26 protein-coding genes and 3 pseudogenes are annotated in these 25,546 nt (G+C 66.6%); 9 read left to right on the top strand and 20 right to left on the bottom strand.

Annotation, left to right across the window (positions count from 1 at the left end; translation table 11 throughout):
- Positions 1-107: 107 nt before the first annotated feature.
- A complete protein-coding gene (locus C1N81_RS02375) occupies positions 108-260 on the top strand; it encodes a nucleic acid/nucleotide deaminase domain-containing protein (RefSeq protein WP_394426242.1) in 153 nt (50 codons plus the stop codon).
- A 988-nt stretch (positions 261-1,248) separates the two neighbouring features.
- Entirely contained in the window at positions 1,249-1,500 is a 252-nt protein-coding gene (locus tag C1N81_RS02370) for a hypothetical protein (RefSeq protein ID WP_394426251.1), read from the top strand.
- Between the two features lie 18 nt (positions 1,501-1,518).
- Here C1N81_RS02370 and C1N81_RS02365 read toward each other — a convergent pair.
- From C1N81_RS02365 to C1N81_RS02305, 13 genes and pseudogenes are all read right to left on the bottom strand, one after another.
- Positions 1,519-2,103 (bottom strand): annotated as a pseudogene (locus C1N81_RS02365) (hypothetical protein); the annotation flags it as partial.
- A complete protein-coding gene (locus C1N81_RS02360; RefSeq protein ID WP_394426250.1) occupies positions 2,103-2,450 on the bottom strand; it encodes a hypothetical protein in 348 nt (115 codons plus the stop codon). The gene C1N81_RS02360 and the pseudogene C1N81_RS02365, both read right to left, overlap by 1 nt.
- A 22-nt stretch (positions 2,451-2,472) precedes the next feature.
- Positions 2,473-3,393: pseudogene (locus C1N81_RS02355) on the bottom strand (IS5 family transposase); the annotation flags it as partial.
- Between the two features lie 831 nt (positions 3,394-4,224).
- Positions 4,225-4,476: a hypothetical protein gene (locus tag C1N81_RS02350; protein WP_394426185.1), complete on the bottom strand. Its 252-nt coding sequence runs from the start codon at positions 4,474-4,476 to the stop codon at positions 4,225-4,227.
- Between the two features lie 661 nt (positions 4,477-5,137).
- On the bottom strand, positions 5,138-5,419 hold the full coding sequence (locus C1N81_RS02345; protein WP_394426183.1) for a hypothetical protein: 282 nt from the start codon (positions 5,417-5,419) through the stop codon (positions 5,138-5,140).
- 34 nt (positions 5,420-5,453) lie between these two features.
- Positions 5,454-5,651 carry a hypothetical protein gene (locus C1N81_RS02340; protein WP_394426182.1) on the bottom strand — a complete coding sequence of 66 codons (198 nt, stop codon included), beginning with the start codon at positions 5,649-5,651 and terminating at the stop codon, positions 5,454-5,456.
- Between the two features lie 594 nt (positions 5,652-6,245).
- A complete protein-coding gene (locus C1N81_RS02335; RefSeq protein ID WP_394426180.1) occupies positions 6,246-6,404 on the bottom strand; it encodes an RHS repeat-associated core domain-containing protein in 159 nt (52 codons plus the stop codon).
- Between the two features lie 342 nt (positions 6,405-6,746).
- Positions 6,747-7,295: an RHS repeat-associated core domain-containing protein gene (locus tag C1N81_RS02330; RefSeq protein ID WP_394426178.1), complete on the bottom strand. Its 549-nt coding sequence runs from the start codon at positions 7,293-7,295 to the stop codon at positions 6,747-6,749.
- A gap of 443 nt (positions 7,296-7,738) precedes the next feature.
- Complete coding sequence (locus C1N81_RS02325; protein WP_394426176.1) at positions 7,739-8,143, bottom strand: hypothetical protein; 405 nt, start codon at positions 8,141-8,143, stop codon at positions 7,739-7,741.
- A gap of 3 nt (positions 8,144-8,146) precedes the next feature.
- On the bottom strand, positions 8,147-9,019 hold the full coding sequence (locus tag C1N81_RS02320; protein WP_394426175.1) for an IS5 family transposase: 873 nt from the start codon (positions 9,017-9,019) through the stop codon (positions 8,147-8,149).
- A gap of 466 nt (positions 9,020-9,485) precedes the next feature.
- Positions 9,486-9,866: pseudogene (locus tag C1N81_RS02315) on the bottom strand (hypothetical protein); the annotation flags it as partial.
- A gap of 481 nt (positions 9,867-10,347) precedes the next feature.
- The gene (locus C1N81_RS02310) at positions 10,348-13,614 is read right to left on the bottom strand and encodes an RHS repeat-associated core domain-containing protein (protein WP_394426173.1); all 3,267 of its coding nucleotides are present in this window, start codon (positions 13,612-13,614) and stop codon (positions 10,348-10,350) included.
- A 180-nt stretch (positions 13,615-13,794) separates the two neighbouring features.
- Positions 13,795-14,331, bottom strand: a complete 537-nt coding sequence (locus tag C1N81_RS02305) for a hypothetical protein (protein WP_394426171.1) — start codon at positions 14,329-14,331, stop codon at positions 13,795-13,797.
- Between the two features lie 558 nt (positions 14,332-14,889).
- Between C1N81_RS02305 and C1N81_RS02300 the strand changes: the two genes are divergently transcribed.
- On the top strand, positions 14,890-15,291 hold the full coding sequence (locus C1N81_RS02300) for a hypothetical protein (protein WP_394426170.1): 402 nt from the start codon (positions 14,890-14,892) through the stop codon (positions 15,289-15,291).
- Between the two features lie 526 nt (positions 15,292-15,817).
- On the opposite strand, the gene C1N81_RS02295 is transcribed toward C1N81_RS02300, so the two are convergent.
- Positions 15,818-16,252, bottom strand: coding sequence for a hypothetical protein (locus tag C1N81_RS02295; RefSeq protein ID WP_394426168.1), 435 nt, complete (start codon positions 16,250-16,252; stop codon positions 15,818-15,820).
- A gap of 559 nt (positions 16,253-16,811) precedes the next feature.
- On the opposite strand from C1N81_RS02295, the gene C1N81_RS02290 reads away from it, so the two are divergent.
- Positions 16,812-17,342: an RNA polymerase sigma factor gene (locus C1N81_RS02290; RefSeq protein WP_394426167.1), complete on the top strand. Its 531-nt coding sequence runs from the start codon at positions 16,812-16,814 to the stop codon at positions 17,340-17,342.
- Positions 17,343-17,355: 13 nt separating this feature from the next.
- Positions 17,356-18,174 (top strand): hypothetical protein, encoded by an 819-nt coding sequence (locus C1N81_RS02285; protein ID WP_394426165.1) that lies wholly within the window; start codon positions 17,356-17,358, stop codon positions 18,172-18,174.
- Between the two features lie 626 nt (positions 18,175-18,800).
- Here the strand turns inward: C1N81_RS02285 and C1N81_RS02280 are convergent.
- From C1N81_RS02280 to C1N81_RS02270, 3 genes are read right to left on the bottom strand one after another with little or no spacing between them, the layout of a single operon-like run.
- Positions 18,801-19,103 (bottom strand): hypothetical protein, encoded by a 303-nt coding sequence (locus C1N81_RS02280; RefSeq protein WP_394426164.1) that lies wholly within the window; start codon positions 19,101-19,103, stop codon positions 18,801-18,803.
- Between the two features lie 3 nt (positions 19,104-19,106).
- Complete coding sequence (locus C1N81_RS02275) at positions 19,107-19,517, bottom strand: hypothetical protein (RefSeq protein WP_394426163.1); 411 nt, start codon at positions 19,515-19,517, stop codon at positions 19,107-19,109.
- Positions 19,510-19,896 (bottom strand): sigma factor-like helix-turn-helix DNA-binding protein, encoded by a 387-nt coding sequence (locus C1N81_RS02270; RefSeq protein ID WP_394426161.1) that lies wholly within the window; start codon positions 19,894-19,896, stop codon positions 19,510-19,512. Before C1N81_RS02270 ends, C1N81_RS02275 begins: the two co-directional genes overlap by 8 nt.
- Here C1N81_RS02270 and C1N81_RS02265 point away from each other — a divergent pair.
- From C1N81_RS02265 to C1N81_RS02255, 3 genes are read left to right on the top strand one after another with little or no spacing between them, the layout of a single operon-like run.
- A complete protein-coding gene (locus C1N81_RS02265; RefSeq protein ID WP_394426159.1) occupies positions 19,856-20,545 on the top strand; it encodes a transposase in 690 nt (229 codons plus the stop codon). The genes C1N81_RS02270 and C1N81_RS02265 overlap by 41 nt on opposite strands.
- Before the next feature lie 4 nt (positions 20,546-20,549).
- Positions 20,550-20,966 (top strand): hypothetical protein, encoded by a 417-nt coding sequence (locus tag C1N81_RS02260; protein ID WP_394426157.1) that lies wholly within the window; start codon positions 20,550-20,552, stop codon positions 20,964-20,966.
- On the top strand, positions 20,963-21,094 hold the full coding sequence (locus tag C1N81_RS02255; protein ID WP_394426156.1) for a hypothetical protein: 132 nt from the start codon (positions 20,963-20,965) through the stop codon (positions 21,092-21,094). The genes C1N81_RS02260 and C1N81_RS02255 overlap by 4 nt, the downstream gene beginning before the upstream one ends.
- Positions 21,095-21,267: 173 nt before the next feature.
- Here C1N81_RS02255 and C1N81_RS02250 read toward each other — a convergent pair whose 3' ends face one another.
- Positions 21,268-22,026 carry an SDR family NAD(P)-dependent oxidoreductase gene (locus tag C1N81_RS02250; RefSeq protein WP_394426154.1) on the bottom strand — a complete coding sequence of 253 codons (759 nt, stop codon included), beginning with the start codon at positions 22,024-22,026 and terminating at the stop codon, positions 21,268-21,270.
- A 149-nt stretch (positions 22,027-22,175) separates the two neighbouring features.
- On the opposite strand from C1N81_RS02250, the gene C1N81_RS02245 reads away from it, so the two are divergent.
- On the top strand, positions 22,176-22,823 hold the full coding sequence (locus C1N81_RS02245) for a TetR/AcrR family transcriptional regulator (RefSeq protein ID WP_394426152.1): 648 nt from the start codon (positions 22,176-22,178) through the stop codon (positions 22,821-22,823).
- A 275-nt stretch (positions 22,824-23,098) separates the two neighbouring features.
- Here C1N81_RS02245 and C1N81_RS02240 read toward each other — a convergent pair whose 3' ends face one another.
- Positions 23,099-24,082 (bottom strand): GNAT family N-acetyltransferase, encoded by a 984-nt coding sequence (locus C1N81_RS02240; protein WP_394426150.1) that lies wholly within the window; start codon positions 24,080-24,082, stop codon positions 23,099-23,101.
- A gap of 1,123 nt (positions 24,083-25,205) precedes the next feature.
- A complete protein-coding gene (locus C1N81_RS02235; RefSeq protein WP_394426148.1) occupies positions 25,206-25,451 on the bottom strand; it encodes a hypothetical protein in 246 nt (81 codons plus the stop codon).
- Positions 25,452-25,546 lie beyond the last annotated feature (95 nt).

The following is a 25,546-nucleotide window of genomic DNA, read 5'->3' as shown; positions in this document are numbered from 1 at the left end:
CATGGCCCTCAAAGTCCGGATAGGATCCAGACCTGGCTACACCGCCAAAAAAACGTTGCCGTAGCCAGGGTTCCGGGTTGGAACGACCCCGTTCACGGTGACTTCGTATACGCTGTCAGCGAGATTCCGGCGTTCACTCTGAGATCGGAATCATCGACAAACTCGAAAAGAAAGTCTTCTCAGCCAAACAGATTGAGGAGCTATACACAGAGCGACAACCATGCCCGCTTGCGCCTCTGAACTGGAGAGTAAGCTCGTGACGAGAACACCCGTTCACTGGCCAGTTGGTTACGGATCGCATAAAGAGCTGAACATAGAGATGCGGCTTACGCTGGAAGATATGAGCAGACCATTTATGGAAGGATAGATTTCTCATGAAGGGGTGGAGTTAGGGAGGTACTCCCCCCCTCATGCTACTGAGAAACTCATGCAGTGAAAGGCGTAGCTCATGTGTGAAGAGCTCAAGGCTGACGAACAGAGTATCACTGAGTGGAATAGTATTGCCGACGTCGCAATCCGCGAGCTTAGGCTTGCCGGCCTCACGGCGACGCGAATCCCGAATAAAGATGCCATCCCCGGCGCACAGGTCATGGTGGACCAGATGGGTGATGGGGGTGGAGTCTTCGTCACGTGGAGGCCCGCCCCACCCCCGGGGGAGATTTCATGGAGAGCATAAAAAGAGGGGACATGCACCTACGGATGCGCGAGATCCGCCATCGTCAGGTAATTGCTGCAGAAATGAATCGAGCAATCCTGGCAATCTTGAATTCTGCCGGATTTATCGCTACGGACGCAAGTGACGATATTGATCCATACACAATTCGCGTAGAGCGCGGTGAGAAGAACATGTAGAACCTCCCCCGTCCGGGAGGGCGCGGTCGGGGATCTGTCGACTATGCGTCAACCTGCGTGATCCGCTCATCCTTCGACTGCTACTGGGGAGATCACGTGAACCAGGGGAATCGCCACATTCGCAGGACCTGTTGTCGGCTCGGCCGCCGCCGGGCTCACCGCCTGGACCGCCGACCGCACGAACAGTCGGCAACAGCCCCGCAAGATCTGCATCCCGCTCCAGGCAGCTTTGGTCAAGGCTGCACGCGGACTTCACCGATGGGCAGCGCCAGGCCACCACGGACGACCCAGTCAGCAACGGCAAGCAGATGTACACCTGCGGGGTCACGCATCCCACCTCGCACCGCCGCATACGCAAGCCCGCCTACCCACCCAAGGTCGATCCGGGGAGGGTAATTGCCCGAGCCCCTGCCGGCGCCCGCCGACGGTCGCCGTTCCCCGGCGGACGCCCCAGCGCTATCGGACCCGGCGGCCGCCGAGCGCCAGGAGCTCATCGAGCGTTGGGCCGAACGCCACGGTGTCGGCGCCGCCCGTCGCCTGGCCGGAGCCAAGGCCGAGAACCTGGCCATCGCCGCCGAGACCATCCCGGACAACACCGCCTTTCGTATGAGGGGCGAGGTCGCCTGCCTTACGGGCGCAGGCCCCTGAACAGCGCGGGACTCGGCACGCGGCGAAACCGATGTTGGTGACGTGCTCGTACTGGCCCCACTGCGAGAGCCAAGGTCGACGACGTGGTCGATCCAGGCGGCATCCAGGACCTGGTCGTCATCGTCGGCCCAGGCCTGCACGAGGCCGTCCCGGTGCCGGACGTTGAGGGTGCGGTGTTCGATGACGCGCTGCTGGGGGACGGAGGACCTGGGACTGATTGAGTGGGTGTATCTCCCCGCGGGTGCCGCGGCCGCAGCGTATGAGGCGGGCGGCCAGGTGGCCGGGCCGCGTTCTGCCGTCGCACCTGATGGTAGGCCTCCTCGATCCGTGCCAGGTTCGCCTTCGACGCAGTACGGCGTCCATCCAGCCAGGCCTGGACGGTGCGGTCGGTCGGTCGGTCGGTCGCGGTGAGGCTGGCGGCCCGGGCGGCGGTGCGGGCCCGCTCGGAGCGGGTGAGGTAGTGCAGGCGGGTTAGCAGCCCGCGGCGCTGGCTGATGGGTGTGGCGTGAAACCGGCCAGAGCATCGAGCTGGCGGGCGACGGCCTGATGGCCCTTGATGCCGCGGGCCCCGAACTTCCCGAGCTCCAGGTTGCGTGCGGGCATCAGGCGACCGCCTTTTCGGCGAGAAGTCCCTGGGCTCGGTGGCGGGCGCACACGTAGCGCTCGGGCAGGGCCAGGCGCCCGCACGGGTCCTGGGCGCTGCCGCCCGAGCAGGTCGGGGGCGACGTGTCGGCGGCCGATGCCGGGGCGGGGGCCGGTATCACGGCGCGGGACTGTGTCCGCTCGCGGCAGTGCTTGCACAGCCCGTCCTCGAGGACCGGGCCGATCACCATCATGTGGGCACCGCAGTCGCCGCAGAACCCGCGCGGCACGGCTTCGAGGACCGGCTGGTCGTCCGTCACCACTGCGGTGGTGGGCGGGTGAGCGATGACGCGGTCCAGTTCGCACACGGCGCACCGGCCCGAGCGTCGTGCGGAGCCAGACCATGAGTGCTGCGAGGGTGACGGTGCCGAGGTAGATGTAGGCCCGCTTCTCGTAGCGGGTGGCGACAGCGCGGAAGCCTTTCAGGCGGTTGATGGCACGCTCGACGGTGTTGCTGCGCTTCTTGTAGTGCTCGCCGTCGAAGCCGGCCGGCCGCCCCGGGAGCCCCGGTTGAGACGGTGTCTGCGCTGGTCACGCCGTTCGGGGATGGTGTGGGCGATCCCGCGTCGTCGCAGGTAGCGGCGGTTGCTGCGAGCCGTGTAAGCCTTATCGGCCAGGACATGATCAGGCCGGGAGCGTGGTCGTCCGACGCCAAGACGGGGTACGGCTATCTGCCGCAGCACGGGCTTGAGTTGGGGGCCGTCACCGTAGTGGCCCGGAGTCAGCAGGAGCGCGAGGAGCTGGCAGTGTCCGTCCGCGGACAGATGGATTTTGGTGGTCAGTCCGCCGCGGGGGAGCGTCCCAGGCACTCGCCGAGGCGACCACCTCCTCCAGCCGGACGGCCAGTCTCCGCAGCGCCGGATCGACCTGGTTCGTCCCTGCGCGGGCCCCTCTTTACGGGAGCGCGGGCGGCGGCGCGTGGCGGGCGCCGGCGGCATGCTGATGGGCCCGCACCGCGGTGGAGTCCACCGACACGTCCCAGTCGACCCGGCCCGCTGCATCCTCGGCAGCCTGGATCTTCGACAGCAGCATCTTCCAGGTGCCATCCGCTGACCAGCGGCGATGCCGCTTATAGACGGTCTCCCAGGGCCCGAACCGCTCGGGAAGGTCCCGCCACTGCACACCGGTTCGCACCCGGTAGAGCACCCCGTTGATCACCCGACGGTGATCACTCCACCGGCCTCCACGCATCCCGCCCGGAGGCGACTCCAGCCGTTCCCCCTCCGCGTTCGTTAAATCCCCACGACCCATGCCTCCAGCCTGACCACAACAGCCCCGCCAGGTCATGAGATCCGAGAAACAGCGCCCAAGGGGCTGCCGATCAATAACCTGCAGTCTTGATCTTGCAGCTGCAGTCGTTGCTTCGGGCAGTGACTCTGGCTTGAAGGCCTGCCAGGACGGTCGGCGGGGTGGCGGTCTGCGAGATGGCAACGCTCTGCGCTTCGAGTAGTCGTCTGATCTTCAGCAGGGTGCGGTGCATGGCGGTGCGGCTGCTGGCCTGTTCGTCATGACCACACGTAGAACGTCGCCACGCCGGACAATCCCAGATCGCGAATGCGTTCTCGGACGGCAGCAGCAGTCCGCTCGAAGGCAACCACCACCTCACCGACGGACAACGAACTCCTGTCCTGTTCATCCGCACCCAGCGACCAGGTGTTGGTCTCCCACTCCGCGCGCCGGTCAGTCGGCTCCAGTGCCAGAGGCTCGTCTGCCTCTTCAGCGATTCACGTCAACAGCACCACAGCAGTATCCCTGCACGACTCGACCCGAGAACAGCAAAAGAAACGACGTCTAAGGCCCTCTCGACACGCCGGGACCAGGAAATACCTACGTACCACCATCAAGTAGAGCGACACGCTCAGTCATGGTCCATCGGTCGCGCTCGTCGGACCAGACGACCACCCCTAAAGGAGCCGAAGCCTCGGGCCTGACGGTGAACGCCTGCTCTGGCGGCTGCCACATCCGGTTGCACTCCTGGAGAGGGAGAACCTTCCTATGGACACCGCTCTGAGCATCTTCTCGAAGCGAAACGAGTAGCAGCGGTGGGCGAAGGTGTTCTTGGTGCCGAAGAGGGTCGTGCTCTCATAGGTCGCGGCGAATTTGACGACGGTCGTCAGCGACCGGCCCGAGGACGTGTGGGCGAAGAGGGTGCCCTCGTGCTGCCGGGCTCAGGACGTCCCTCTCGTAAGAGTCCGCCAGTTCGGCCGTCTCCCGTAACGCCTCGTCCTTGTGGCGTGCGTTGGCGCTGTCCTGACCGCGGCTCAGGACCACCAGTACCCCGGCGATGACCAGGACGATGACGAACGGCGTCAGGAGCGCCACGATGCAGCCCAAGGCCGGTACTCCGCCGCGGTTCGACCGCGGCGGAGTACTGGAAAGGGCGGGAAACGTGCTCACTCCTCTTCGCGCCTCGCGGACAGCAGGGTTCTGTTGGACCCGGCCCGCCTACGCGACTCCGCATCCGCCGACCGTTGGACGTGGCTGATCATCGCCGCCCACACTTATCCGCCCATAAAACCCGTCGGTTACGACAGGAATGATTCCGATTCATTTAGTCGAAAACCCGTCTCTCAGGGGATTTTTTGTGCTGTCAGCCCACCGCACACATAAGGCGCTCCGGCAGAGTTTGGAAGAGGCCACGTTAAAGGCGCGTGAAGCCCACTACACAAGCAATCCAGAGGGCCGTACGCCCGCCCTTCGAGTGGGCATAGGTACAGGACGTGAGACGACTCAGTGCCGCTACAGCCAGGCCGAATGCGATCACGATAATACCTGCGATCACGACTCACCCCTTCCTTCTTTTGTTCCAGATTCCGAAGCCGAACATTGCCACGATTCCGACAAATATGAGGATCGCGACCACGGATCCGGCGGTCCCGCCCGGGATCCAACTCCCGCGGCCATCAGCAGCGAACAACATGCGAATTCCCTCCTTCAGATTGACCTTGTGGCGTGCTCCCGCCTGACGGGAGCACGCCACAATTAGGTGGTTCGATTACGACCAGGATTCGGAATCCGCGTCCTCCACCTGGCTTCCGACAAATTCGCCCGCAAACCCGCAACCGGCACCGACCAACGCTCCGCCCACGCCAGCCGTCGGCAGGCTCACCGCTGCAGCTGCCGACACACAGGTGGCATCGGTGATAGCACCTGCGACAGCGCCCGCGGCAGTCGCGGCGGCACCGCCCCAGTCGCCCTTCGCGGCGTTTTCACCAACCCCCAGGATTGCCTCGGCATCGAACGCGCCACCGACCTCCTTTTTGGGCGCCTCGTCCATTCTGCAGACAAGGCGCCCAAAACAGATGTCCTACCTAGCCGAGCTTGGCCACCCCAGCCGCATACACGATTCCCAAAATCAGCATCGCTACACCCACAACTCGAAATGCAATCGAGTTCGATGCCTCAAATCGGCGCCCTGACCGTGAACCGACTTCCCGGCCGAATCGTGGACCGAAAACCGCAATGGCAGCACCCATCATCGCGACGATGATCCCAACCAGAATATGCATACAGCCGACTCCTCTGCTTTTGCATTTCCGCCTCTATCAAGCGGAATCTACTTGCGCCGGCGACTTCTCAAGTAGAGAAAAAGGGCGCCGAGACCAAACAGGACAACCATTCCAATTGCCAGGAAAGGCGACCATGACGGTCCGTCTGGGCGGTCGTTTGCAAGCAGCAGTAGTGACGTCATCGCACCCTCCGTCTAAATTTCACCACGTGTACTTCGCCGATGCGAAGCATTTGCCCGAGCTCCCTCCCGTTCCGACCCCCTCAGATCGGTCGGTGGCTACGGAAAGTTCTGCTGGGCCATCGCCACAAGCAACCTCACCAGTCCAACCGCTGTCGGCGGAACCAGACGCCAAGCTGGCATCGGCGCCGGCGCCGGCGCCGGGAGTACCTGCACCGAACTGCACGTACGGGTGCAGACTTTCGTCCTCGTTGATACTTACTCCGCCCCCGATGCAAAGTCAGTAACACCCCTCTATGCCTATATCGAAAGAAAGAAGAACGCTCTGGTCGCTGCGATTGGCGGGGTCGCCGGCGGCATAGGCGTAGAGGTTGCTTTCTTTGCCGGAGGGGTCGGGCTGGGTGAAGCGGCCGAGTTAGGGGTCGTAGTAGCGGGCTCCCATCTTGTACAGGCCCGGCGGGTCGAGGTAGGTGCCGGTGTAGCGGTAGGGCTGGTTGGTGCCGGTGGTGGTGCGGACTTCGCCATAGGGGCCGTAGCTGTAGGTCGCGGTGCGCTTGCCGCTCGCGTCGACCAAGCCGATGACGCTGCCCTGGACGACGGTAGGCTGATACTGCCTTGCTTCGGCCGAGGCCCCGGGGCCAGTAAATACGCGTGGGCGCCCTACGCATTTCAAGAGTAGGACGCCCACGTACCGGTGGCACTAACGTGACGATTGTCCGCTCACTCGTTTTTCTCTGATGCACATGGAGAGAGTCGCCGCGCGTACATGACCGTTACCTCTTGCGGGCCTTACTCCACAAAAAAGCCACCCCGACGATTACGATCAGGATGATCGCGATGATCCAGAAGCTAGGGGTTCCTTCCCCTGCTCCCTTAGCCAAAAAGACGAGCTCATCCATCTTTCCGGTCTCCTCTCTCAGTGCGCGACCCCCTCTTTAGTTGAGGACGCTAGTCGCTGCTTTTCGCCAAGCTCACCTGCTGCGTACCCGGCCCCGAAGCAGGTGGCACCAACCGCGAGTCCACCCACTCCCGCAGTCGGTGCGCTCACCGCGGCGGCTACTGCGCCGCACCCAGCCTCGGCGGCGGCGCCAGCGGCCATACCCACTCCCGTGGCCAGGGCGTCCTTGTAATTACCCTCGTCAATGTCCTTCGCCATGCTGCCTATGTCGTAGATGTCGAATCCCTTGCCGACAGCGTCGAAGAAAGACAGCCCGTTCGGGTCGATGCGGTTGGTGGGGTCGCCGGCGGCGTAGGCGTAGAGGTTGCTCTCCTTGCCGGAGGGGTCGGGCTGGGTGAAGCGGCCGAGTTGGGGGTCGTAGTAGCGGACTCCCATCTTGTACAGGCCCGACGGGTCGAGGTAGGTGCCGGTGTAGCGGTAGGGCTGGTCGGTGCCGGTGGTGGTGCGGGCTTCGCCGTAGGGGCCGTAGCTGTAGGTCGCGGTGCGCTTGCCGCTCGCGTCGACCAAGCCGATGACGCTGCCCTGGACATCGGTGACGTAATACTGACTCGCCCCGCCGCTCGTCAAAGCTGTCTAGGGATTCGATGGCTCTCAAGACTTGCCCTATCGGGCGATGCTGGTATCGGCGTCGTTCCGAACAACGCGATCTGTTGAACTGCGCCGACCGGGATCCAGACAGGGGGACGCCCGCGGATCCCAATGCACGGGCTCCCAGACCATCTGTGTGGGCTTGGCGCCCCGGGGTGCCGGTGTGGAGGATGGAAAGGGCGAAGAAGGCGACGGTGCCGAGGCGGAGGCTTCGCTGCTCAACGACGGCAGGCAAGCGCAGCAAAGCTCCCGGGAGGCGAGTATGGTCAGATGAGCACTCGCCTCCCAGGAGCTTCGTGGCACCGGACTTTCGGTCAACCGCCGACAGCTCTCAGTGGGTGTTCTGCGAGTGTTTGCCGGGTCTAGTCCGGACGTGGGATTGGCCGGGGAAGGGTGAAGAGGCCAGGTTCGGGTTCGGCGAGGATGCCGCGGCTGACCAGGCGTTTCAGTTTGGCTCGGATGCCTTCGACGTGCCGGGGTTCGGTGCCGGTGTTCAGGGCGAGGCAGACGTCTTTGGGGTGGAGTCCGTCGGCGGTGTCCTCGAAGAGCGTGAGGATCTGGCGGTAGGCCGAGGGCAGGGGCTCGAGGCCGCCGGGGAGGTCAGGGGCGATCTCCAGGATGGTCTCGCGGGTGATGCGCAGTCGCTGCAGGGCCGCTTCGGTGGCCTGGAGTTGAGCGGTGAGCTCGGCGATCTGGGCGCGGAGCTTGTCGGCCAGGTCGCGGGCCGCGGCCTCGCGTAGTTCAAGCTGTTCCAGGAACTGGTGCATGCTTTACCCCTGCTCGTTCGAGCTGACCTCGCGGGGCGGGCCGGGTGGCGGGTCACGCCAGGTCAACGCGGTGGAGGCGGTGAGCCGGCGGGTCATCACGCCGGTCATCGACCAGCGGATCCAGGACGCCGAACTGGCGGGCCGGGCCTCGTAGTCGCGGGCCAGGCGGCGGTGCAGCATCAGCGTGCCCAGGGTCTGCTCGACGATCCACCGTTTCGGTGACGGGGTGAAGCCCGTGGTGGCCGGATCCCGGTGGACCACCTCGACGTCGATGCCCAGGGTGGCACCGTGGGCGACGACGGCGTTCTTGAACCCGGCGTCGACCCAGCTCTTGGACAGCGACGGGTTGTCGGCCGCGGCCTCGTTGAGCAGGGTGATGCCGATGGCGTTGTCGTGCACGCTCGCGGCGACCACGATCACGGCGATGAGCAGGCCGAGCATGTCGGTGGCGATGCCCCGCTTGCGGCCCCGGCTTCTCTTGCCCGGATCCAGCCCCGTGCTCTCTTTGGGTGCGTTGAGCGAGGCGTGCACGGTCTGGGTGTCCATCACGATCGCGGTCGGGTCCGCGTTTCGGCCGCGGCTCTCGCGGACCTGCCAGCGCAACAGGTCATGGACCGCCTGGTCGGTACCGTCGTCCCGCCACAGCCCGAAGTAGTAGTAGACCGCGGTGTAGGGCGGGAAGTCGTGCGGCAGATAGCGCCACTGACAGCCCACCCGGGCCTGGTACAGGAGGGCGTTGACGATCTCCCGCATCGCATACCGGCCCTGATGGCCGCTGACCGACGGATGCCGGCCCTTCCAGGCCGTGAGGACCGGCCGGATCAGCTCCCACGCCTCATCCGACAGGTCACTCGGGTACGGCTGCCGGTCAGCCACTCCTCCAGCACACCGCACCGTCACTCATGCGCAAGCCCTCAATCAGGACAACCACGCCGACGACTCACAGAACGCCCACTCAGGTAGGAGCTGGTCTGGGTTCAATGGGTCAGCGCCTACGCTTACGCGTCGACCGCCCGTAAATGATCATCGCGATGATGACGGCTATCGCCACCAGGAAAATGATTAAGCCCGCAGTCCCGTCAGGCATGAGCCGTCCGCTATTCGCAAGCGGAATCTGTTCCGGCTGCCTCATTGCTCTCCTCTCTGCACCGCGCCTACGACCAGGCGTCAGTTGCAGAATTCTCGACTTCGTTGCCGATGTACTCAGCGCCAGCGAAACAGGCTGCGCCTACAACGAAGGCACCGGCTCCCGCGGTCGAAGCACCTGCAAGTGCAGCTCCGGCAACGCAGGCCTCTTCCGCCACTAAGGAAACGGCTTCACCAGCCGCGATGGCCGCGACCTGGCGATGACCTGCACGTTCATTCCGTGTCGTTTGTGTTTCCCGGAGTAGTACGGGCGGTCCTCGGCAATCCGGTCGATCGGCAGGAGCGTGCCGTCCAGGATCAGGAACGCCTTGCGCCGAGCCTCGTCCATGGCCTGCTGGAGGGTCGGAGCGAGGACGGCAAGGACCTCGATCGCTTCGCGTATGTAGCGGTAGGCCGTGGCGGTGCCGATGCCGAACCCGGCTGCGATCGCAGATGGCTGGCCAGGAAGCGCAAAGTGGAGCTGGACAGGTCGACGCCGCAGCGGTAGACAAGCACGTGAAGCCTCTGGTGGATCCGGTTCTCTTAGTCGAAAACCCGTCTGCCAGGGGCTTCTTCGCGCTGTCAGCCCAACAAGCAAGCCGTTCTGGCAGGTTGGAACAGGCTCACTGGCCACGCGATTCAATCGCTCGCTGTCGCTACCGGCGGCGTTTCCTCCTGGCTACAACGATCGGAATCACGACACAGAGGATAGCGATGATAAATAGCACCACTCCGAGACCGCCACCCGGGGTGACACCACTACGCGCGAGCACCATGTCAACTGTCTCCTTTACTCAACCTATGACTCTTCTCGGTGCTCGGACCGAAAGGACAGATACACCACGATGCAGACCACATCCACAACTACCGCAACAAGCAATGGGGCGAAAGCGGCACCCCACCCCCCTTTGGCACCGAGAATCGCCGCCAGCACATAGAGAACCAGGGAACTGACCGCGACGATGGCGGCGTTACGCTTATTTGTTCCTCTGGGTGCGTACGAATGGTCTGCCATCCTGGTGCTCCTGTCCCCGGAGTGGTGGCCGTCCGGTCGAGACGGCCACCGACCTAGCACGTACTTACTTGAGACTGCTTTCCACCTTGTTCGCGGTCCAGTCCCCTACCGCGGTGCTTGCGTATGCGCAGCCTGCCTCGACAGCCACCGCCCCGATTCCCGCAGTTGGAGCTCCCGCAAATCCCGCAACGAATTGGCAGGCCGACTCAACCGCGATACCTGCGGCGAGACCCGCCGCTTGGCCCCAGAGAGCATCGGTGTCTCCCTTGAGACCGCTGCTGACAGCCTCGCCGACGTCCTTCGCATCATCCACTGCATCCAGCACGCTGTACTGCCCAGAAGCGTCACTGCGGTTGACGGGGTCTCCGGCGGCGTAGGCGTAGAGGTTGCGTTCCTTGCCGGAGGGGTCGGGCTGGGTGAAGCGGCCGAGTTGGGGGTCGTAGTAGCGGGCTCCCATCTTGTACAGGCCCGACGGGTCGAGGTAGGTGCCGGTGTAGCGGTAGGGCTGGTTGGTACCGGTGGTGGTGCGGGCTTCGCCGTAGGGGCCGTAGCTGTAGGTCGCGGTGCGCTTGCCGCTCGCGTCGACCAGGCCGATGACGCTGCCCTGGACGTCGGTGAGGTAGTACTGGCTCGCCCCGGCGCTGGTCATGGCTGTCAGCGTGCCCGAGGCCTCGCGGACGAAACCGGTCGTGTTCTCACGGGTCATGCCGGTCGCGGCGTTGGTGAACGTCGAAGTGCCGCGCGTGAGGCGGTCGTTGTTGTCCAGGCCCGCGTAGGTGTACGTCGACGCCGTGCCGGAGGCGGTCAGCGCGGACAGCTGGGTGTACGGCGTCCACTGGCCGCTGGTGCGGGCCCCGGTGGGCGAGGCCGCGGAGGTCTCGTTGCCGTCGCCGTCGTAGGTGAAGCCGGTGTTGCCGCCGAGCGAGGTGAGTTCGTTGGCGTTGTTGTACTCGCGCGCGGATTGGGTGTCGGCGCAGGCGGGGAGGCTGGTGCCGGTGGAGCGGCCGGTCATGTTGCCGGTCTTGTCGTAGCAGTAGGCCCAGCCTGCCGTGGTGGAGCCGTCCTTGGTCTCCACGGCCTTGGTCAGGCGGCCCTTGGAGTCGTAGGTGTAGGCGGTGGCGGCCCCGTCGGTGGTCCGCTTGTAGATCTTGTCGCTGTCCTTGCCGGACTTGTTGTAGTCGTAGGTGATCGTGGACAGGACGGTGGAGCCGTTCTTGACCTCGATCTTCTGGGCGCGGCTGGACTTGTCGTAGTCCGTCTTCTGCACCGTGTTGCCCGGGTAGGTGGTGGTGGTGCGGTCGCCGTTCTTGTCGTAGTCGTAGGTGGTCTTGGCGCCGCCGGGCTCGGTCAGGGTGGTGAGCTGGTTGGCGTCGTTGTAGTCGTAGGTGAGGGTGCCGCCCGGGTCGGTGGCGGTCTTCACGTTGCCGGACGCGTCGTACGTCACCGAACTCGCGCCGCCTGCGGGCAGGCTGCGGGTGCGTTCGCGGCTCTGCTCGTCGTAGGTGTAGCTGCTGGTGCCGGCCGGGCTGGTGCGGGTTTTGATGTTGCCGTCCGCGTCGTAGCCGAACGTCGTGACCTTGCCGTCGCTGGTCTGCGTCTTGAGACGGTCGCGCTTGTCGTAGGCGTAGACGGTCTTGACGCCGCGGCCGTCGGTGACGGTGTCGGTGCGGCCCAGCGCGTCGTAGGTGTAGGTGATGTCCTCCTGCGCGGAGGGACGGTCGACCTTGAGGAGGTTGCCCTTGGAGTCGTACGTGAAGGACGTCTTGTTGCCCTCGGGGTCGGTTGCCGAGCAGCGCTGGCCGGGCAGCCCGTCGCAGTCCATCGTGCCGGACTTCGGGTTGTAGTCGTAGGTCCACTTGGCGCCGTCGGAGCCGGTGGTGGTGTCGGTCTGCGACATCATGTTGCCCGAGGTGTCGTAGCCGTTGGTGACCTTGTCACCGCTCGCCGAGGTGAGCGTCTCGGGGTAGTGGCCGCCGGACTTCTGCGTCCAGGCCGCGGTCGACTGCGCGCCGGTGGGCTGGGTGGCGGACTTGGGGTTGAAGGAGTCGTCGTAGTCGAACTTCACCGTGTTGCCGGGCGTGGAGCCCGTGCCCATGCCGTCGACGGCGCTGGTGACGTTGTTGTCCGGCCCCCACGTCTTGGAACGCTCGTGGCCGAGGGGGTCGGTGGTCTTCTTCACCCGCCAGCGGGCGTCGACCGTGACCTCGGTGTTCTTGCCGCGCGGGTCGGTGACACGGACGACGCCTTCGCCCTCGCTGCCCGGCTGGGGAAGGATGTAGCGGAAGGCGGTGGTGGCGCCGGTGCCCGCGGTCTTGTCGACGACCCGGGTGATCGAGGCGAGGAGGTTGGTGTTCCAGGTGAACCGCGTCTCGCGGCCCTCCGGTGTGGTCACCTTCGTCATCCGGTGCGAGGTGTCGTACTCGAAGGCCGTGGTCTTGCCGTCGGTGTCGGTGAACGTCTTCAGGTCGTTGCCCGACCAGGTGTAGGTCACGTAGCGGCCGGTGTTGTCGGTGACCTTGGTGATCTGCTTGCCGTCGTTGGTGAAGGTCAGTGTGCGCCCGGACGCGGAGGTGATCTTCGACGTGAAGGCGCCGGAGTAGCTGATGGTGGTGGCGTTGCCGTTCTTGTCCTCGACCTTGCTCACCCGTGCGTCGCCGGTCGTGCCGGAGCGGGTGAAGGTGGTCTTCTGCCCGTTGCCGCGCGAGGTCAGGGTGAAGGACTTCTTGTCCGAGGACTGGGTGAGGTCCTGCTTGTAGCCGGGCGCCGGGGTGAATCCTGAGCCGTCGCGCTCGAACACGGCGATCGTGCTGGAGGGGCCCTGCACGTAGACCGACGTCGTGTTCGGCTCGTGGATCAGGTAGTCGCTGCCGGTCGTCGCCTTCCAGCTGGTGTTCAGGCCGTTGTAGGCGAGCCCGAAGGACAGGCCCGGGCCGGCGTCCGCGATGTCGAAGGCGTTCGCGGACAGCAGCAGGTTGCCGTTGCCGTAGTTGACCTGCGCGCCGACCGAGTCCGACAGCGACGCCTCGTGGAACTCCGACCAGGGGACCTGGCCGATGCCCAGGCCCTGGAACGTGGACTGCAGGATGCCTTCCTGCACCAGCTTGCGGTCCTTGCCGGCCGTGCCGATCGGAGTGCTCTTGGGAGCCTTGGTCTGCCCCAGCGGCGACGCGGACAGCCGCGGCGGAGCGGGCTTGTCGGCGGGCGCGGCCGACGCCTGGGCGGGTATCAGCGCGATGAGCAGCGCCGTTCCCGCTGCTGCGGCGACCGCGGTAGCCGCAGCCGAGTTTTTGACACGTCTGGTGCGCCGGTTTTCGGGCATGACAGAGTGCACGAGGAACTCTCCTTGAATCGATCAGGCTTCATGGGCCGTTGAACTGAGGAGCAGGACCCGGCGGGTGGCAGCCGGTGGGCGGCTGCCACCCGCACACATCGGTGGCGACGGGTGACTCGGAAGGCCGCAGGATCCTGCCGTGCGCGCCGGTGCGGGGTGGGCGCCCGCGCCGACGAGATGTCAGCAGCGCTTGGACGTCCTGGCGGAGTAGGCGCCCTGCTCGTTGGCGATCATCAGCTTGCCGTCGCCCGAGGTGCAGTCGTCGACCGAGTCGGCGCCGTTGCCCCAGAACTCCTGACCCAGCGAGTCGTACTCGCGGCGCTCTCCCTGCAGCAGGTTGCGGTCGTAGTTCCACACGCCGACCTGGAGATCGAACTTGATCTTCTTGTCCAGGAACGACTTCCACACCCACACGTAGCCGTAGTTCTGGTTGCACTTCGGCGAGTAGAACTGCTTCACCGAGGCGATCGTCTCGGTGCCCCGGTAGGCATAGGAAGTCGTGCCGATCTGGTACGCGTCGGAACACACCCCGGCCGCCGCGGCCTTGGTGCTGACCGGGTTGCCGGCCTCAGTACCGGCCGCACCCGCCGCCGTCGAGTCGGCGCGCTCCTGCGCGGAAGGAGCAGGACCCGTACCCGCCGCCGCCACCCCGCTGCCCAACAGCGAAAGCGCCGCTCCGGAGACCGCCGCGGCCATCGTCATACGTGCACGTCTCACGCGCACACCCCCTTGCAACATACGCGCAGCCCCCAGCCGCCCGAAGCGAACCCGGGCTGACACGCGCGGTGAAAGACGCGCCCCCTGGCGCGCCTCCTCAAACTCATCACACCTTCGCCATGGAATGACATATTCCATGGTCACCTTGACGCTCCGTCACCGTATGACTGACCGTCAAACACAGGAATATGAGGGCTCTTTACCTTCAAAGCGCAGACATGACGGCTCGATGGGTGATGATTCGTGGGCGTAGACGCGCGTAGTTGTCCAGACCTTCAGAAAGCGCTCTCCCTGTGATGTGTGCAACATGCATGAGAAGCAAATGGCCGGGCACTGGGCTGAGTTGCGGCCCTATGGAGCAAGTGGGGGCTTCGTGTGCGCCCGCACGGCGACGTAGACAAGGCAGCGCGCGACGATCGACCTGGCGCCACGAGGGCAGGGTGGCACAGGCCGAGCGCAGGGCTTTTCAGCGCCCCTTGCGCAGACCGACGCGGCGCGCACCCAGCATCCGGTTCTCAGCGAGCGCTGAGGATGCCTGTCGAAGCGTCCTGATCGGCCATGGCCCTCGTAGCGGGCGCGGCCCACGAGATGGACGACCTCATGGAAGACAGCAGCCGGGTCCAGGTGATCCGCTTCGGGCCCCTTCACCGCGGCCTGTCCGGCCGCGTCACCCGCCGTATCGAGTGCCGCCAGAACCTGTACAGCCCGGGTGTGCGGGCCTCGGGCACCGATCACGACGGGACGGCCGAACTGACGGTGTTCCAGACCGGCGGTGACGGGCAGGTCTTCCGCCAGTCGGTGCGCCTCGACGACCGCGCCGCGACCCCGAGCAAAGATCCGGACAACAACCTCTACGACGAGACGCACCGGCCGCGCCGATTCAAGTCCGGATGGGACGACCTCGGCGATTGCACCGGTGCTTCAGGGCGCGCCCGTACTCGTGATCTCCCGTACTCGTGATCTACCGCATCGCCTGCACACCCGAGCGTTCCAGGCCGTCGCCGCGCGCCACGCCCGGGCAACCGGGAGGCCCTGGTCACCCGTCCTGCGGCTTGGGTCGTGAATGCGGTGGGGCGGGTGATCTGACAGATGCCGATCGAGGAGGGCTGCGGCCGTTCCCGCCGGCCAGCTCTCCCCTGCCCGCAACCTCAGGACTCGCGGTGACCTGGGCCGGGGGCGCAGGGGCTGCTCGTGGCGCCGCCAGTGCGTGCCGGCGACGCCGTCCTTGATCAGCGCCGACATCGCAGCCATGGTCGCCTGGGTGCCGTCCCCCTTTGACGTAGACGACGGCCGTCCGCGATCGGTCCGCCGTTGACGTAGACGACGGCCGTCCGCAATCGGTCCGCCGTGACGCCGGCCCAGGGTGGTAGCCGAGCAGTTCGCCGAAGTGGGAGCAGAAGCCGCGGCCGTCGGGGAGTGACAGTTCGGCGATGCCAGAGCGGCCCGGATGCGGGCGTGCCTGGCCCGCCCCGGGGGCGGCTCCGGTTCAGACGGTCGACGACTGGCCGAGGTTCACGCCGTTGGCCGTGCCCACCGAGTTCACCGGGGCGCTCTGGGCGAGGGACTTCCCGAAACACACTGACCAGGAGTTCGCCCCGACCCCGGAGGACGAGCACGCCCAGTCGCCGAGCGAACCGGCGCTGGTCCACAGGTCGGCGGCGGCCGACACGCTGAAAAGGGTGGATCGGTTGTTGCGCACGATCACCGCCGCCTGCACTGCGCCTCCGCCCGCCGACCTGACCGCGCAGACCTGCGCGAGCACGCTGCTTGCGATCGTCACGCTCCCGTGGCAGCCCCACGTGGCGGAGCTGGAGGTGATCGGGTTCGTGTTGCCGTACGCCTTCCAACTGCCGGCGGCAGCCGAGGCGGAACCGGCGGTCGCCAGGCTCAGCCCGAGCGCGGCGGTGGTGGCTGTCAGCACTGCGACCGTACGAGCGACTCGCATCGTGATCCCTCCTGGGCCGGGCGGGGTTGCTGCTTTTCCGCGTACCAGTGTGGCCACGTCCGACCCCGCGGTCACTGACGACGAGTGCCGGACCCCGTGTTTGACCGGAACGCACGCGCATCCGGGGCAGAAGCAGCCGCATTCCGGCCACGGACAGTACGGGACGGCGGCGGGGGGCCGTACCCCTGTGGCCGGGTGATGCCCGCGGGCACCCAAGTTCAGGCGGCGAACCCGATGTTCATGACGTACTCGTAGGCGCCGTACTCGGATCCGAGGTCCGCGGTGATGTCGTCGAACCAGGCCGTGTCCATGGCCTCGTCATCGTCGGCCACCCACGCCTCGACCATCCGGTCCCACTGCCGCGCATTGAGTGTGCGGAAAAAAACGTCCCGCTGGTACGGGCGGGAGACCCTCGCGCGCTTCTTGCCATGTCTGTCCAGTCCGGTTGCTCCAGGGCGTGCGCGTTCGTGTGTTGGGGGCTGTTGCACTTGTGCCGGTGGCGGACATGTAAGGGCAGGCGCTACGGAAGGAAGCTATGCCAATCGATAACGAGGCCCAGTTCACGGACGTGTACCGGGCTCACTACGAGGACGTGCTGCGGTTCGTGCGCCGCCGGGCCCACCCGATGGCCGTGGACGACATCGTGGGAGAGACGTTCCTCGCTGCGTGGCGCCGCCGCCGCGAACTCCCCGCCAACCCGCGGCCTTGGCTGTTCGGTGCGGCACGCAACGTGATGCTCAATGCGGACCGCACCATGCGCCGACAGGCCGCACTCATGGTTCAGATCCACACCACGGAGGCCCCCGGGCACGAACGCGCGATCGACGAGACAGCCCAAGTCGACAGCCGCATCGACCTCGTCGAAGCCTGGCGGTCACTCGCCCCGGCCGACCAGGAAGTCCTCGCGCTCCACATCTGGGAAGGGCTCAACGCCCGCGAGGCGGCCACCGTCCTCAACTGCACGCGCGCGGCCTACGCCATGCGTCTGACGCGCGCCAGACGACGCCTCACCAGCGCTCTCAGCCCCGCTGTCCCCGCATCGCCCGCTCTCTCGCCCAGGTACTGACAGGAGCACTCCGATGAAGACCGATCCCTTCTCCCGCCTGGCCGAGCTCGATTCCGCGCCGCGCGCCGAACTCTCCCCCGCCGAACTCGAGCGCAAGGAACAACTGCTGGCGATCGTCCTGAGCGACACCGGCCGGCCCAGCCATGCCCTCGCCACCGGACTTCGCCGCCCGCTCGTGCGACGCCTGGCGTACACGACGGCTGCCGGACTCGCCGCGGGGGCCGCTCTCCTTACGGTGACGCTGTCGGCCCAACCGCCCGCGCCGGGCGGATCCGGACCCCTGTCATCGGCCGAAGTGGCCACATGGACAAGCACCGCCCACCGACCGAAGCAAAGCAATGTCGCCTTCAGCCACTGCTTCGACAAAGCGATGGACGTCAACGGAGGAAGCGGACGACCAGGTTCGATCCTCAACTGGGACCGGCGTGGCACCACTGTCTCCATGATCGTCACGTCGAACTACCGCTCCGCGTACTGCCTGGCCGGTTCGCAAAGTCCGGGTGTGGCGGTACCCATCACCTCGGAAGCAGAGGGCAGCGTCTCCGCCGACGACATCACGCTGGACGCACAGGGTGCCCTCGGGAAGGGCTCCGCTCGTTTCCGTTATGCGGTCGGCCTGGCGGGCCAGGACGTTACGGAGATCACCGTGCGCGACCATGGGCGCACCGTCCACGCCACGGTGGAGCAGCTGACGAAGTCGTCACTGCCCTGGGGCAGGTGGACCGCCTGGTGGCCGGACAGCGGGGCCCACGGCAAGATGACCGGCACCCTCACCCTGACCCTGAAGGACGGCACGAAGCGGACCCTCAGCGTCGAAGCACTGACAAAGTAATGGGACGGGGACTCAAGCCGCGCAGAAAAAGATGTTCGCGCGCGCAGTCCTCCTGCTGGACCGTGCGGATCTGTGAGGGCAGCTCGGACCGCCCCGACATGGAGTACCAGGAGAGCCCGGCGCCATGGAGTACCAGGAGAGCCCGGCGGCCACCCGGCGGACCGCCACGGTGACCAAGGACGCGGACCACCCGGATGGTGCGGACCGCAGCCTAAGCATCGGCGACACGATCTGCGTCCAGTCCGCCAGGTCGCCGGCAAACGCTGGCACACCATCAACACCGGCCCCGACCAGGGCGCCGTCAACGTCAGCACCCTCGCCCGGTGCTACGGCCCCTCCTTGCGTGAGAGCGACCGCGATGCCTATGTCGACCTCCTGAGGAAGAACAAACTGGACCCGGTCCGCATCGGCGTCTGGGTCAGCAAAAACCAACCTCGTCCTTGGCTGCGGAGGGGACAGTGTCCCCGGGCCTCGCCTATGGCCCACGGGGACGAGCGTCCGGCTGAAGCCCCGTGGAGCCCCTCGCCGCGAGGCGACCGCCCTCCGCGTGCCACATCTGTAGGGCCTTGGCTGGTCCCCCGTCCGGCCGGGGCTTTTCTACGTCTTGGGGTGAATGCGTACGTGGCTCAGCGCGTACCTGGGCGGATCTGGACCAGCCGGATCCAGCGGTCGCCGTACTCGACGGTGACGCGGACGGTGGCTCCAGTGCGGTCCCTCCCCTCGTAGAGCTCCGGCTGTCCTGTGCCCCGGCGGGTGAGGCCGCAGGCCGCGATGGCCGCGCGCAGGCCCGGCAGATGGTGGGCGCGGGGCGCGTCGTGCGCGTATTCGCGCTGCGTCTCGCCGGCCACGGCGCCCGCGCTGCCGGTGTAGTCGACCGACCCGTACCAGGAGTCGAAGCCGACGGCCGGGGCCTGGCCCGCCGGAGCCATCTCCTACCACTTCTCGGCGTCGAGACCGGTCGCCCCGCACACCGTTCTGGCCAGCGGCCACCGGTTCTTTTTGAGCGTTCCGTGTGTGTTGCGCCAGTGCCATGTCCTGTAGCCGGGCATCAGCTCGGCGTTGCCCGAGGTGCTCACGCCGTGTCGCGTGTACGGGGTGTCGGTGGGGAAGCCCGTCGCGCGCGGCGGCGCCGGTGTCTCCGTCACGGCGGGCCGGTCCGTCGGGCGCACCTCCGGGCGACCGGGGCCGGGCCATGCGGTCCAGGCCGCGGCGACGACCGCGGCGGTGGTCAGCCCGGCCGCGAGGCGGCGCCGTACGGTGCGCCGGTCGCCCCGGGCGCGCACGGTGGCCGCGTCCGGGAGGCGCACGGTGCTGTCATCGAGGAGTTCGTCGACCTCAGGCACGGTACGGGGCCTCCTTCACACTCGTCGGGGTGATGTCGGACAGTTCGACGCCGAGCAGTCCGCGGGCGCGGCTCAGACGGGTACGGACGGCTCCGCTGGAGGCGCCGGTCTCGCGGGCCACCTGTTCCACGGGCAGATCGAGGAGGTGGTGGAGCACGACCGCCTGCCGCTGCTGCGGAGTGAGCCGGCGCAGCGCCGCGATCAGCGCCACCCGGTTCGGGCTCAGCCCTGGCAGCTCTTCTTGGGGGCCGTGGCGGCGGTGGGCGAGGAGCCGGTTGCGGGTGCGGCGCCAGGGCGACGCAGCGCTCGTGCACGCCCAGGCCCGCCGCGCCGCCCTCATGGAAGCCCGGCCCGCCGGGCCGGAAATGCCGCAGCTCATGCGCGCCACCGAAATGCGCCGCAAAAGACACGTCGTCGTGGACCTGCTGGGATGGCCCCTGTTCATCATGGTCACCCCGGCCGACGTGCACGACAGCGTCGCGGCCCGCGAGGTCCTGTTCCGCCTCCCGCTCCTGCACCCCGAGATCACCGTCGTCCCGGCCGACCTGGCCTACGCCAGCATCCTCGCCACCTGGGCATCGCTGAGACCCGGTCAACCGTCCTGTTCCAGCTCGCCAGCTCGCCAGCTCGCCACCGAGCTACTCGCCGCAGTCCTCGCCCGTACCCTCGGCATCGACACCAACGTCGCCGTCACATGGCAGCGAGCCGCCGCCGGAGACTGGGCCTCCTACGCCGCCGTGTCAGCCGCCATGTCCTGGAGAATCAATGAAGCTACCCATCACCATCCATCAAGCACGCCTCGGATCCGCAGAGTTCAAGGTCATCCGACCCGCTCGGCCCCTGGTTCACGCCGTGCTGATCGATCACGACCGGCACCTGGACACCTACCTCGATCAGGACACAGCCCAGCGTATCGGCGGGCTATGGACACTCGCCGCCTCGTCACCGCGTTCTCTGGTCCACCTGCCGATGCGGGGGAACCGGGGTCCCTCCCACGGGCTCCCGGAAGACGGCACACGGCAGCTTGATCTCGTGTTGCTGCACCACTCGCTCCAGTTCGCACCCACACGCTGGAAGGAAGTACGAGGACGGCTCGGCCCAGGACGTCCGCAGACCGTGACGCTGCCCGGTCCAGGACACACCGATGAGGCGGTGATTGATCACGAGGCGCGGCACTACCGGGAGAACCGGGATCTGTTTCACCAGCATCTCCACGCCGAGACCCTGTTCATGACCGGCAGCGCGAAGGTGTTCAGGGACACCGCCCGGCACTTCTTCGACGTCGCCCGAAACGGCCCCGGATACGTCCCCGTCCATCCGAGCTACCCGCACTTCTGCACCGAGCTCCACTCCAACGACGGCATTCTCGGCGACGCGCGCGAGATCCACATCGAATACTGCGACCAGTGGGACTCACGACCCCGCCCGACAGGACCCCGCCGACCATGACGTTCAACGACCACCTCCAGCATCTCGTCGAGACGGCCCTCGCATCCACCCGGCCGGGCCACCAGCAGACGGTGCGGGCGTCGTCTCCGGCCACGGCCGGAATGTCGGCGCGGACGACGGCGGCGTAAGCGACGGCGGCGTAAGCGACGGTGACGTACCGGCCGCGCGGATCACGCCCGGGGCGCGTCCCAGACTGCTGTGGTGGAGAGGAGTTCCATCAGCATCCACAACGGCGCAAGCTCGCCCTCGCCCAGATGCTGGACTCCGACGGGGCGGGACCCACGGTGCGGACAGGGGCTTTCTACAGCAGGGCGCCGCCGGACACTTCGAGGCGCTGGGCTGTGACCCATCGCAGGTCCTCGGAGGCGAGCGCGGCAATCGCGTCGCCGATTTCCTGCGGTTCGCCGACGCGGCCGAGCGCGGTCTGCGCGCCCAAGCCCTCGCGCATCTGCGCGTCGTCCCGCATGGCGCCGCCGTTGAAGTCGGTGGCGGTCGGCCCTGGCGCGATGGCGTTGACGCGAATGCCCCGCGCGCCCAGCTCCAGGGCCAGGGTCCGGCTGAGTGCTTCTATCGCTGCCTTGGAGGCCGCGTACACCGAGGTGCCGGCACTGGTGTGGCGGCTGAGGGAGGAGGAGACGTTGATGATCCGCCCCCCGTCGGCCAGCACGGGCGCAAGCGCCTGGATGAGGAAGAACGTGCCGCGCACGTTGGTGTCCATCACCGCGTCGTAGTCGTCGACCGTGACCGCTTCCAGCGGTCCGAACAGCCCGATCCCGGCATTGTTGACCAGGACGTCCAGCCGGGTCGCCTCCCAGCGCTCCAGTTGCGCCGTCAGGTGGGAGACGAAGGCGGAGAAGGACGTCACGTCGCTGATGTCCAGCCGCAGTGCGGCAGCCGTGGCGCCGGTTTCCTGAACGTTCTTGACCGTCTCCTCGGCCTCCTGCGCGTCGCCACGGTAGGTGACGATGACGCGCAGCCCGTGCCGGGCCAGCGACTGGGCCGTGGCCCGGCCCAGCCCGCGATTGCCGCCGGTCACCAATGCGATCTTGCCTGACTCCATGAGCGCTTCTCCCAGCGGAAACGGAACGACGCCGACGGGGACCCTCCCGGCGACCGGATGCGAGTCGTGCGACTCGCATCCCCGCTCACGTAAGCATCCACTCAGTGGCGAGTCAAGTGACTCGCCTCGTGATGGGCCATACTGGGCCCATGACCGCAGGACTCTCCGAGCACCATCAGCGACTTGCTCGACGCAAGCGCGAGGCGATCACAGCAGCGGCCACGAAGCTGTTCCTGGAACGGGGCTATGACGGGACCTCGCTGGCGAGGATCGCGCAGGAAGCGGCCGTCTCGAAGTCCACGCTGTTCAAGCAGTTCCCCACCAAGGCGGCGCTCTTCGAAGCCATCGTCACCGAGTACTGGAAGGGCGGGCCGGACCCGGCGGCACCCGCGCCGCAGCCCGGTGACCTGCGCGCCGGCCTGAGCGCGATCGGCCGCCAGTACGCCGACCTGATCGGCCGACCCGCGATGGCGGCCCTCTTCCGCATCGTCATCGCCGAACTGCCGCGCTTTCCGGAACTGGGACGCGCTCAGTTCGAACTGGGCAAGCTGCCCTACTTCCTCTCCGTCCAGCACTACCTGGAGGCCGAGCACGCCGCGGGCACTGCGGTGCTACCCGACGCGGAGAGCGCCACCAACCAGTTCCTCGGAATGATCGCCAACTACGTCCTGTGGCCGCGAATGCTGCTCACCGACTGGAGCCCCGCACCCGCCGACATCGACCACGCCGTCGAGGAGGCGGTCACGACGATGCTCGCCCGTTACGGCCGCAGCGGCGGCGACCCGCAGCGCTCCTGAGGGCTCCGGCGCGGGTGCGGGTACGGGCGGCGCCCAGCCTCCTCCCGCAGCGTTCCGGGGGTCCGGGGGGGGTGTCGCGGCACGGGCACGGAGGTCGAACGCTGCCAGCGGTGGCGGGCCCTGTCTGCATACCGTCGGCCCCTCGGGTATTCCGCACGTCTCAGTAGCCGCACTTGCCCGTGTCCCGCACGTCTTCGGGAGTGTGGTTGAGGTGGTCGACGGCCGCCCACGTTGCGGACCCTGTGGACTGACCAGACAGCCCGATGGCCGGTCGATCAAGCAAGCGGCTTGCGGTAACGGACGTACTCGTTCTGCCGCCGGAACCCCACACTCTCGTAAAGGTCGTAGGACCGGTGCGCGTTTGCCGTGCCCGTGAACAGCCGGGCGGTCGTTGCACCTTGTTCGCGAAGGCTCCGCAACCCCTCCAGCAGCAGGACCCGGCCGATTCCGAGGCGTCGCTGATCCGCCCGGACACTCAGCTCCTCCACCTCGCCCACGGTGTGGTCGTGACGGCGGATGGAGCAGAGGGCGACGCCGACCATGTCCTGCCCCTTCCACGCAGCCCTCCAGCACGCCGGGTCGGCGGTGTCGACAAAGTCCTGGAAAGGCCACCTCTGAGTGAAACCGGTATCCGCATATGAATCAACGACCGTTCTCCAAGCCACACGGTAGTGGCTTGTCCCGATCGGCCCTGTTCGTATTCCTGGCGGCAGTTGACTGACCGGCTCGGGCAACTGCTGCAGATCGCGCAGCTCCAGCTCCACCAGGCTGAAAACACGTCCGTAGCCGGCTGCGCGCAGCAGCGCCGTGGCGTCCTGCTCGGAGGCCATGGCGTTCGCGCCGATCACTGCCGTCCGTGCCGTTCCGTGCTGTTCGACGAGCTGGCGGGTCCTCTCTTCGGCCCAGCTCAGCATGGCTGAGCCGATGCCCTGGCCGCGATGCTCAGGCAAGAGGTAGCCGCGGTGCAGGTACAGCCACGTATCGTCCCGCTCTTGCCACCACCGGATCGTCGAGTAGCCGACGACGCTCCCGTCGAACACCACCAGGATCTGGTTCTTGGACGGCTCCTCCAACTTGGCAGAAGCTTCGGCTATCTCGGCTGCTGTCGGGAGTCCTTCCACTACCGAATGGACATCGACCCGGTCCCGTTCAGCACACCCCAGCCGCACCGCGGCCATGGCGCCGTGGTCTTCGTCGCCGCGATACGGCCGGAACCCGAAGCCGATCGGAAGGTTCTGTCCTGCCGTGCCATCCAGCATGACCGGATGATCTCGAACTTCGAGGCAGGCCCGCCACCCTGTTCACGCCGCGGACGTCCGGGGTGACGCCCCCGACGACTACGTCGAGGAAGAGCCGCCGTTGGACGAAGACATCGCCAGAGGCCGATGAGCCGACTCAGCTGACCGCGTTCCGCAAGTTCTGACAGCCGCAGTCACCAACAACCGGAGCGAGTCCGGTGTCCAGGACCTCCAGAACGTCCACGGTGGGCCGAGCGGTTTTCCGGCCGCCGGAGGCTGGGTCAGGGTGCCGGTGACGCGCAGCAGGTCTCCGGGCTGCATGCCGGTCAGCAACTCGTGGGCGAGCCGGGAGTCGTCGCTGGTGCAGGGGATGACCGTGCCGGGTGTGTCGTTGACGACGACGTCCGCGACGGGGATCGCGTCAATATCGATGCCCATGTCGATGTCGGCAGGTTGGACGACGAGGTCGAAGGTGGCGCTGCCGCTGAGTCCAGGGGCGGGTATCGCGTCGTCGCGTCGACCCAGCCGTGACGACGCAGTGCGTGGTGTCCATCAGGGGGCCTCCGCTCGGGTGTTGGTGGGAGGTGTGTGGGTGGTGGGCTGGGTGAGGGTTTGTTGCAGCAGGTCGCGGTTGTGCTGTTGGCGGTCGGCAGTGAGCGGCTCGCGCTCCTGTGGCCGGGGCGCTCACCGACGATCGGCGCCAGCAGCTGGACGACCTTCTAACCCGGGTGAGCTCCGGCGTTGCGATGCGGCCCGGCAGCGCTGCCTACGCCTGATTTAGGCATACTCGGCCGAAGGCGGTGGCCTGCTCAGGTTTTCGCAGTGCAGGCGACGCACCGACAGGTCGATGCGCACCGGGCGCCGCGGCATCGCACTGCTGTACGTGTAGGGCCTGGGATCTAGGGGTCCCCCCAGCGAACAACGCGGGACGGCGGCTGGAACCTGCGCCTTTCTTGACGGGCCCGTCATGGCCGTTCACGCGACGCCTTCTGCAGATCTCCAGCCTCCACGACACTGCTTTTATTTCCGAACATCTGTCGCTCTGAAGTGAATATTCCAGAAAGAGAGTCTGCGCCGAACCTACGTAGGTTCGGTGCAGACTCGCGACGTCTCTGCGCGCTGGCCGGAGATGCCGGAGCAATGGCTACGAGGCCCGGTAAGGAGCCAAGTAGTGGATGTTTGCCTTGAAGTCGAACTCGAGGGGCAGTCCCGTGTGTGCGACCAAGAGCTCGGCCTGCTCAGGCGCGAGGAGGGCTCCCCCGAACCCCTCTTCAAGGCTTGCGCCGACCAGCCGCATCACGAATGCATCATCGAGCTGCCCGACTTCTTGATACTCCAGACCCTCCTCGGTATCTTTCCGGAAGGACTCAATCTGATAACTGAAATTCACTTTTCTACGATCCTGTATTTGTTCGGGGGCTTCAGCCGCCTGCCCTCATCACGGTCACACTCTCCCACGAGATGGCCTGGCCATAGATGCCGACC

This window comes from Streptomyces sp. SGAir0957, from assembly GCF_043523415.1.
This window is presented reverse-complemented; position numbering and strand designations above follow the sequence as displayed.

Bases quoted from the DNA above. Each gene is read 5' to 3' on its own strand.
- C1N81_RS02345 (WP_394426183.1), bottom strand. From the start codon at position 5,419: ATGGACGAGGCGCCCAAAAAGGAGGTCGGTGGCGCGTTCGATGCCGAG.
- C1N81_RS02340 (WP_394426182.1), bottom strand. From the start codon at position 5,651: ATGCATATTCTGGTTGGGATCATCGTCGCGATGATGGGTGCTGCCATT.
- C1N81_RS02325 (WP_394426176.1), bottom strand. From the start codon at position 8,143: ATGCACCAGTTCCTGGAACAGCTTGAACTACGCGAGGCCGCGGCCCGC.
- C1N81_RS02300 (WP_394426170.1), top strand. From the start codon at position 14,890: ATGGCCCTCGTAGCGGGCGCGGCCCACGAGATGGACGACCTCATGGAA.
- C1N81_RS02290 (WP_394426167.1), top strand. From the start codon at position 16,812: ATGCCAATCGATAACGAGGCCCAGTTCACGGACGTGTACCGGGCTCAC.
- C1N81_RS02285 (WP_394426165.1), top strand. From the start codon at position 17,356: ATGAAGACCGATCCCTTCTCCCGCCTGGCCGAGCTCGATTCCGCGCCG.
- C1N81_RS02280 (WP_394426164.1), bottom strand. From the start codon at position 19,103: ATGGCTCCGGCGGGCCAGGCCCCGGCCGTCGGCTTCGACTCCTGGTAC.
- C1N81_RS02265 (WP_394426159.1), top strand. From the start codon at position 19,856: ATGGAAGCCCGGCCCGCCGGGCCGGAAATGCCGCAGCTCATGCGCGCC.
- C1N81_RS02270 (WP_394426161.1), bottom strand. From the start codon at position 19,896: ATGAGCTGCGGCATTTCCGGCCCGGCGGGCCGGGCTTCCATGAGGGCG.
- C1N81_RS02255 (WP_394426156.1), top strand. From the start codon at position 20,963: ATGACGTTCAACGACCACCTCCAGCATCTCGTCGAGACGGCCCTCGCA.
- C1N81_RS02250 (WP_394426154.1), bottom strand. From the start codon at position 22,026: ATGGAGTCAGGCAAGATCGCATTGGTGACCGGCGGCAATCGCGGGCTG.
- C1N81_RS02245 (WP_394426152.1), top strand. From the start codon at position 22,176: ATGACCGCAGGACTCTCCGAGCACCATCAGCGACTTGCTCGACGCAAG.
- C1N81_RS02240 (WP_394426150.1), bottom strand. From the start codon at position 24,082: ATGCTGGATGGCACGGCAGGACAGAACCTTCCGATCGGCTTCGGGTTC.